Below are 6,339 nucleotides of genomic sequence, written 5' to 3' on the forward strand. Positions count from 1 at the left end.
CCGCGGCCGCGACGCGGTCAGTGACCGCAGCTGAGTAGTCGCTGAACGCCTGTTATCGGCTCCGCATTGCTGTACGGTGGCAAAGTAGAGGTCGCCGCGTTTTGCGGCGACATTGCTTCTTGAGGATGGGGTGGCGTGGCCATACAGGACTGGCGGGATGCGCCCGAGATTCATCCGTCGCAGATCCGGGTTGGTGACAGCATCGGCACGGTGGAGCCGGACCACGCATGCTACACGGTCAAGCTGATCAGTGGACCCCAGACAAGTCCACGTCGGTGGACATTTTTCGGCAGCGATTCCAAGGGGCGCCAGCAAAACAGCACGTTCGGCGAGGACGACTTAGTTCGCCGGTACGCCAAAGCGTCCTAGAACCCGCGGGTCGAGGGCGGTTAGTGACCGCCACTGTAGTGACGGCCCGCTGCGCCCGGCTTCGCCGCGCTTGCGACCGTCACGGCTCGGCCAGCGCCCGCATGAAAAACGTCAGGTTGGCCGGCCGCTCGGCTAACCGGCGCATGAAGTATCCGTACCATTGGGTGCCGAACGGCACATACACCCGCACCCGGTTGCCGGCGCCCACCAGCCGTGACTGCTCGTCGTCGCGGATGCCGTACAGCATCTGGTATTCGAAATCGCCTGCGCCACGCCCGTATTCACGGGTCAGCGCCTGCACCGCCTCGATGACCACGGGGTCGTGCGAGGCGACCATCGGATAGCCTCGGCCCGCCATCAGCACCCGAAGGCAGCGCAGGTAGGAGTCGGTGACCGCCGCGGCGTCGCGGTAGGCGACCGATGCCGGTTCGTCGTAGGCGCCTTTGCACAGCCGGACCCTTACCGTGGATGCGGCGAACTGTTGGCAGTCGCCGTGGGTGCGCCGCAGATAGGCCTGCAAAACCACGCCCAGCCAACGGAAATCATGCTGCAGCTCGGCGGCGATCGACAGCGTCGAATCCGTAGTGGTGTGGTCTTCGGCGTCCACGGTCACCCACGCGCCGACCCGCTCGGCCCGCTCGCAAATGGTGTGCGCGTTCTCCAACGCGATCTTCTCGCCGTCGCGGTCCAGCGCTTGCCCCAATGCCGACAGCTTGAGCGATACCTCCAGCGGGCGCACACCGTCGTGCGTGGCATCCGGCCGCCGGCTCAGTGCGGCGAGAAGCTGAAGGTAAGCACGCATGGTGGCATTCGCGCCGTCGATGTCGGTGACATCCTCGCCGAGATAGTCGATGCTGACGAGCCGGCCCGAATCACACAGTCCGGCAACACTATCCAGCACCCGATCTAGCGATGCCCCCGGCACGAAGCGGTGCACCACCTTGCGGGTGACCGGTAACCGCTCGGCGGTCCGCCGCAACCCGTCGGAGTGGCTGGCGGCGAGAATCGCCGGGCGCAGCGTCTTGGCGAACAATCCCGACATCACCGCTCCGCCATGTGCGGATAGTTGTGATCGGTCGCGGGGACGAACGTCTCCTTGATCGAACGCGCTGAAGTCCAGCGCAGCAGGTTCAGCGCCGATCCGGCCTTGTCGTTGGTGCCCGATCCGCGGGAGCCTCCGAACGGCTGGCGGCCTACTACCGCGCCGGTCGGCTTGTCGTTGACGTAGAAGTTGCCGGCCGCGAACCGCAGCCGATTCTGCGCGGTCAGTACGGCGTCGCGGTCGTCGGCGATCACCGCACCGGTCAACGCATACCGTGAACCGGTGTCGATGACGTCGAGGATCCGCTCGTACTGGTCGTCGGGGTAGACGTACACCGAGAGCAGCGGACCGAAGTACTCGGTGGCGAATGCCTCGTCGGTCGGGTCGTCGGACAACAGCACCGTCGGGCGCACGAAATAGCCTTCGCTGTCGTCGTATTCGCCGCCGACCGCGATCGTGACACCGGCCGCGCCTTTCGCGCGTTCGATCGCGTCGACGTTTTTGACGAAGGCGCGCTCATCGATCAGCGCGCCGCCGAAGTTGGAGAAATCGGTGACGTCGCCGAACGGCAGCTCGGCGGCGGCAGCCAGGAAGTCGTCGCCCATCTGCTGCCAGACCGAGTGGGCGATGAATGACCGCGACGCCGCCGAGCACTTCTGGCCCTGATAGTCGAACGCGCCACGGATCAGCGCGGTGCGCAGCACATCCGGCTGCGCCGATGCGTGTGCGAGCACGAAGTCCTTGCCGCCGGTCTCACCGACCAGACGCGGATAGCTATGATAACGCTCGATGTTGGCGCCGACCTCGCGCCACAGCCGCTGGAAGGTCGCGGTCGATCCGGTGAAGTGGATCCCGGCCAGCCGCGGATCCGCCAGCGCCACATCGGAAACCGCGTAGCCGTCGCCGGCGACCAGGTTGATCACCCCGGGCGGCAACCCGGCCGCCTCAAGCAGTTGCATGGTCAGGTACGCGGCGAATGTCTGCGTCACCGACGGCTTCCACACCACGGTGTTACCCATCAGCGCCGGTGCGGTGGGCAGATTCCCGGCGATCGCCGAAAAGTTGAACGGCGTGATGGCATAGACGAATCCGTCCAGCGGACGGTGGTCGGTGCGATTCCACTCCCCGCGGACGCTCAGCGGCTGCTGCGCCAGGATCTGGCGCGCAAAGGCGACGTTGAATCGCCAGAAATCGACCAGCTCGCAGGGAGCGTCGATCTCGGCCTGGTAGGGGGTTTTGGATTGACCCAGCATGGTCGCGGCCGCGATCGTCTCGCGCCACGGCCCGGCGAGCAGATCGGCGGCGCGCAGAAAGATCGCGGCGCGTTCGTCGAACGGGGTCGCCGCCCAATGTGTTCGGGCGGCCATCGCCGCTTCAACGGCGGCGGTCGCATCGGCGTGGTCGGCGTTGGTCAGCGTGCCCAGCCTCGCGGCGTGCCGGTGCGGCTGCACGACGTCGATCCGCTCACCGTTGCCCATGCGATGGGCGCCGCCGATGACGTGCGGCAGGTCGATCGGGTCACCGGCCAGCGCGGTCAGCGCGGCCCGCAGCCTGCTGCGTTCGGGTGAATTCGGTGCGTAGTCGTGAACCGGCTCGTTGGTGGGCAGGGGTACATCGGTGATCGCGTCCATGTCCTCAGGATGACCGTCGCCGACCCGCTCAAGCTTAGCTGATCAGCCAAGGCTGATCCCATTTTCTAGTAGGATCGGACAATATGCGAGCGACGGGTGTCGGCTTGGGTCAGCTGCTATTGGCCTTGGACACCACCGTGGTGAGCCTGGTCGAGGCTCCGCGCGGGCTGGACCTAGCGGTGGCGTCGGCAGCGCTGATCGACTCCGACGACGTGCGGTTGGGCCTGGGACGGGGCGCGGACTCGGCGGACGTGTTCTTTCTGCTTGGCGTGTCCGACGACGAGGCGCAGCGCTGGATCAACACCGGCCCGGCCGATCGCGCGGCAGTGGCGATCTTCGCCAAGAACCCGTCCGACGCCCTGGTGGAACGCGCCGTCGCGGTCGGGACGGCCGTGGTCGCCGTGGAGCCGCAGGCCAGGTGGGAGCGGCTGTACCGGCTGGTCGATCACGTCCTCGAGCACCATGGCGATCGGGCCGATCCGCGCTACGACCCCGGCACCGATTTGTTCGGCCTGGCGCAGTCGCTGGCCGACCGTATTCACGGCATGGTCAGCATCGAGGACGAGCAGTCGCACGTGTTGGCCTATTCGGCATCCAACGACGAAGCCGACGAGTTACGACGACTGTCGATCCTGGGTCGTGCCGGACCGCCTGAGCATCTGAAGTGGATCGGCCAATGGGGAATCTTCAACGCGCTGCGGGCCAGCGGCGACGTGGTCCGCGTCGCCGAGCGTCCGGAGTTGGGTCTGCGGCCCCGGCTGGCCGTAGGTATTCATCAGCCGGCCGCGGACACGCGCCGGGCGCCGGTATTCTCCGGCACCATCTGGGTGCAGCAAGGCTCCCGGCCGCTGGCGGGCGACGCCGAGGAAGTGCTGCGCGGAGCGGCCGTGCTGGCCGCCCGCGTCATGTCGCGGCTGGTGGCCAGGCCGTCGACGCACGCACTGCGGGCCCAGGAGCTCCTAGGGCTAACCGACAGCGAAACAGTCGATGTGGACGCCATCGCACGAGAACTCGGGATCGCGGCCGACGGCAACGCCGCCCTGATCGGTTTCCACGCCCCCGCCCGTCACGCCAGGCTGGCCGACGTGCTGGCGTTGAGCGCCAACGCTTTTCGCGCGGACGCGCAGGTCGCATCTCGCGATTCGCGGGTATATGTGCTGCTTCCCCACATCTCGAAGCGCTCGTCACTCACCTCCTGGATTCGCGGGACCATCGCCGCCTTGCGCGCTGAACTGGCAGTGCAGGTGCGGGCCGTCGTCGCCGCGCCTATCAGTGGCCTGGCCGGCCTGGCCGCGGTGCGCGAGGAGGTGGACCGGGTACTGGATAGCGCTGAGCGCCACCCGGATTCGTTCCCCGCTGTGACATCACTGGCCGAAGCACGCACCACCGTGCTGCTCGACGAGATCGTGACGATGGTCGCCGCCGACGAGCGGCTCGTCGACCCTCGGGTACGCGACCTGCAAGCCCGCGACCCTGCGCTGGTCCCGACGCTGCGGGCGTATCTGGACAGTTTCGGTGATGTCGCCGCCGCGGCGCAGCAGCTGCATGTTCATCCCAACACCGTGCGCTACCGCGTCCGCGGGATAGAGAAGCTGCTATCGACGTCGCTGGCCAATCCGGATGTACGGCTGCTACTTTCGCTGGGACTGCGGGCTACCGAGCGATCTGACTAGAGGTCGCGGCCGTGCGTTCATAGATCTCGGCGAGGAACTGCTCGACGGCCACCGCCGCATGGGCGGCCCGCGCCGAGCCGAAGATGTCAAAGGCATGCTGGGCGAACGGCATTTCGGCGTAGACAACCGGCTGGCGGCTGACTTCGCGCAGCCGCGCGGTAAAGGCGCGGGCCTGTTCGACCGGGATCAACGAGTCGTTGCGACCGTGCAGCACGAAAAACGGTGGCGCATCGGCAGAGACATGCGTGATCGGTGAGGCGGTGCGGAAAGCCTCGGCTGTTTCGGCTCGCCGTAGTTTGAACACGTACCTGGCCAGCGTCGGCGCCATCAGCGGGTGGATCGCATCGTCGGTCCGGGTGAAGTCGTAGACGCCGTAGAACGGAACCGCCGCCCGCACACTGGTGTCGACGTCTTCGAAGCCCGTCTGAAACTGGGGGTCGTTGGCGGTGAGCGCGGCCAACGCCGACAGGTGCCCACCGGCCGATCCGCCGGTGATCGCGATCCAGTCCGGGTCGCCGCCGTATTCGGCGATGTGCTCCTTGGTCCACGCCAGCGCCTGCTTGACGTCGACGATGTGGTCCGGCCAAGTGGAGCGCGGGCTGAGCCGGTAGTTGATCGCCACGCACACCCAGCCCAACTCAGCGAGGTGGCTCATCAACGGATACGCCTGTTGGCGTTTGCTTCCCACCATCCACGCACCGCCGGGAACCTGCAACAGCACCGGCGCCCGTCCGTCACGGTCGAGGTCAGGCCGTCGCCAGATGTCGAGGTGGTTCCGCGAGCCGTAGTCGCCGTAAGGGATGTCGGTGTAGTGCGCGTAGTCGCTGTAGATCCGCAGCATGCGTACCACACCGGGCTTCTTGGCCGTGCCCGCGCCCACCGGCCGCTTCCACAGGTCACCGGACTCGGTGCGACGGTCGGTGCCCAACCCGGCGTCGAGCGCTGCGGTGAGCGGCACGTTGGCCTGCCGGCCCAGATGGTGGAGGCCCAACAGTCCCAACCACGACAGCGCCGACACCAGCCAGCTGAACCGGCGCAGCCGTGGCGACAGCCTGCGAGTTACCGCGGCCAGCAGCCCAAACTGGGCGGCGATCATCTCCAATGACAGCTCCGATGCGAACACCCCGAAGCCGAACGCGTACATCGAGAGATAGCCGCGCTTGGTGAGCGGCTGGTAACCGTTGGCGGTGACCGCGAGTCCGGCCAGCGAACCCAGCACTGCTGCCAATTTCTTCACGACAGTCACTAAACCACTCAGCGGTCCGGCCGCTGTTTTCCGGGGTAACACCGCGAGACCCCGAATCACTCGAATCACTTGCGTCACAGCGGCTTAGCCCTGTGGATAAGTTCGGCAGCTTGTCGGTCAGCCGCGATATAGTTCGAACATGCGTTCGAGTAGTCGGGAGGAGATCGTCGAGGTCTTCGACGCGCTCAAGGCCGACTTCAAACGCGCCCTGGACCTGTCCTTCGACGCGCTGACCAGCCCGGAGCGGTTGGCGTTGCTGCAATGCTGCGAGACCTTCCGACGTCAGCTGCCGGCCCTCGAACACCCGATGATCAACCAGATCGGCGCGCAGGCCGACGCGACCGAGCTGGGCGGCAAACTGCCGTCGGCCCTGGCCAA

Annotated in this window: 5 protein-coding genes and 1 pseudogene; 3 read left to right on the forward strand and 3 right to left on the reverse strand. The window is 66.7% G+C overall.

The genetic code is table 11. The annotated features are described in order from the left end of the window. The first annotated feature begins 135 nt into the window (after positions 1–135). On the forward strand, positions 136–369 hold the full coding sequence (locus VKI00_RS08545) for a hypothetical protein (RefSeq protein WP_324436718.1): 234 nt from the start codon (positions 136–138) through the stop codon (positions 367–369). Between the two features lie 79 nt (positions 370–448). On the opposite strand, the gene VKI00_RS08550 is transcribed toward VKI00_RS08545, so the two are convergent. Both VKI00_RS08550 and pruA read right to left on the reverse strand, forming a co-directional pair. After that, positions 449–1,411 (reverse strand): proline dehydrogenase family protein, encoded by a 963-nt coding sequence (locus VKI00_RS08550; protein WP_324436720.1) that lies wholly within the window; start codon positions 1,409–1,411, stop codon positions 449–451. Next, positions 1,411–3,042, reverse strand: a complete 1,632-nt coding sequence (pruA, locus tag VKI00_RS08555) for an L-glutamate gamma-semialdehyde dehydrogenase (protein ID WP_324436721.1) — start codon at positions 3,040–3,042, stop codon at positions 1,411–1,413. Before pruA ends, VKI00_RS08550 begins: the two co-directional genes overlap by 1 nt. A gap of 83 nt (positions 3,043–3,125) precedes the next feature. Between pruA and VKI00_RS08560 the strand changes: the two genes are divergently transcribed. After that, positions 3,126–4,715 (forward strand): PucR family transcriptional regulator, encoded by a 1,590-nt coding sequence (locus VKI00_RS08560; RefSeq protein WP_324436723.1) that lies wholly within the window; start codon positions 3,126–3,128, stop codon positions 4,713–4,715. Here the strand turns inward: VKI00_RS08560 and VKI00_RS08565 are convergent. Further along, positions 4,696–5,952, reverse strand: coding sequence for an alpha/beta hydrolase fold domain-containing protein (locus VKI00_RS08565; protein ID WP_414687152.1), 1,257 nt, complete (start codon positions 5,950–5,952; stop codon positions 4,696–4,698). The genes VKI00_RS08560 and VKI00_RS08565 overlap by 20 nt on opposite strands. 148 nt (positions 5,953–6,100) lie before the next feature. Here VKI00_RS08565 and VKI00_RS08570 point away from each other — a divergent pair. Further along, a pseudogene (locus tag VKI00_RS08570) lies at positions 6,101–6,339 on the forward strand (hypothetical protein); the annotation flags it as partial.

The organism is Mycobacterium sp. (assembly GCF_035314665.1).
Taxonomy (GTDB): Bacteria; Actinomycetota; Actinomycetes; order Mycobacteriales; family Mycobacteriaceae; genus Mycobacterium.

Bases quoted from the DNA above. Each gene is read 5' to 3' on its own strand.
- pruA (WP_324436721.1), bottom strand. From the start codon at position 3,042: ATGGACGCGATCACCGATGTACCCCTGCCCACCAACGAGCCGGTTCAC.
- VKI00_RS08550 (WP_324436720.1), bottom strand. From the start codon at position 1,411: ATGTCGGGATTGTTCGCCAAGACGCTGCGCCCGGCGATTCTCGCCGCC.
- VKI00_RS08560 (WP_324436723.1), top strand. From the start codon at position 3,126: ATGCGAGCGACGGGTGTCGGCTTGGGTCAGCTGCTATTGGCCTTGGAC.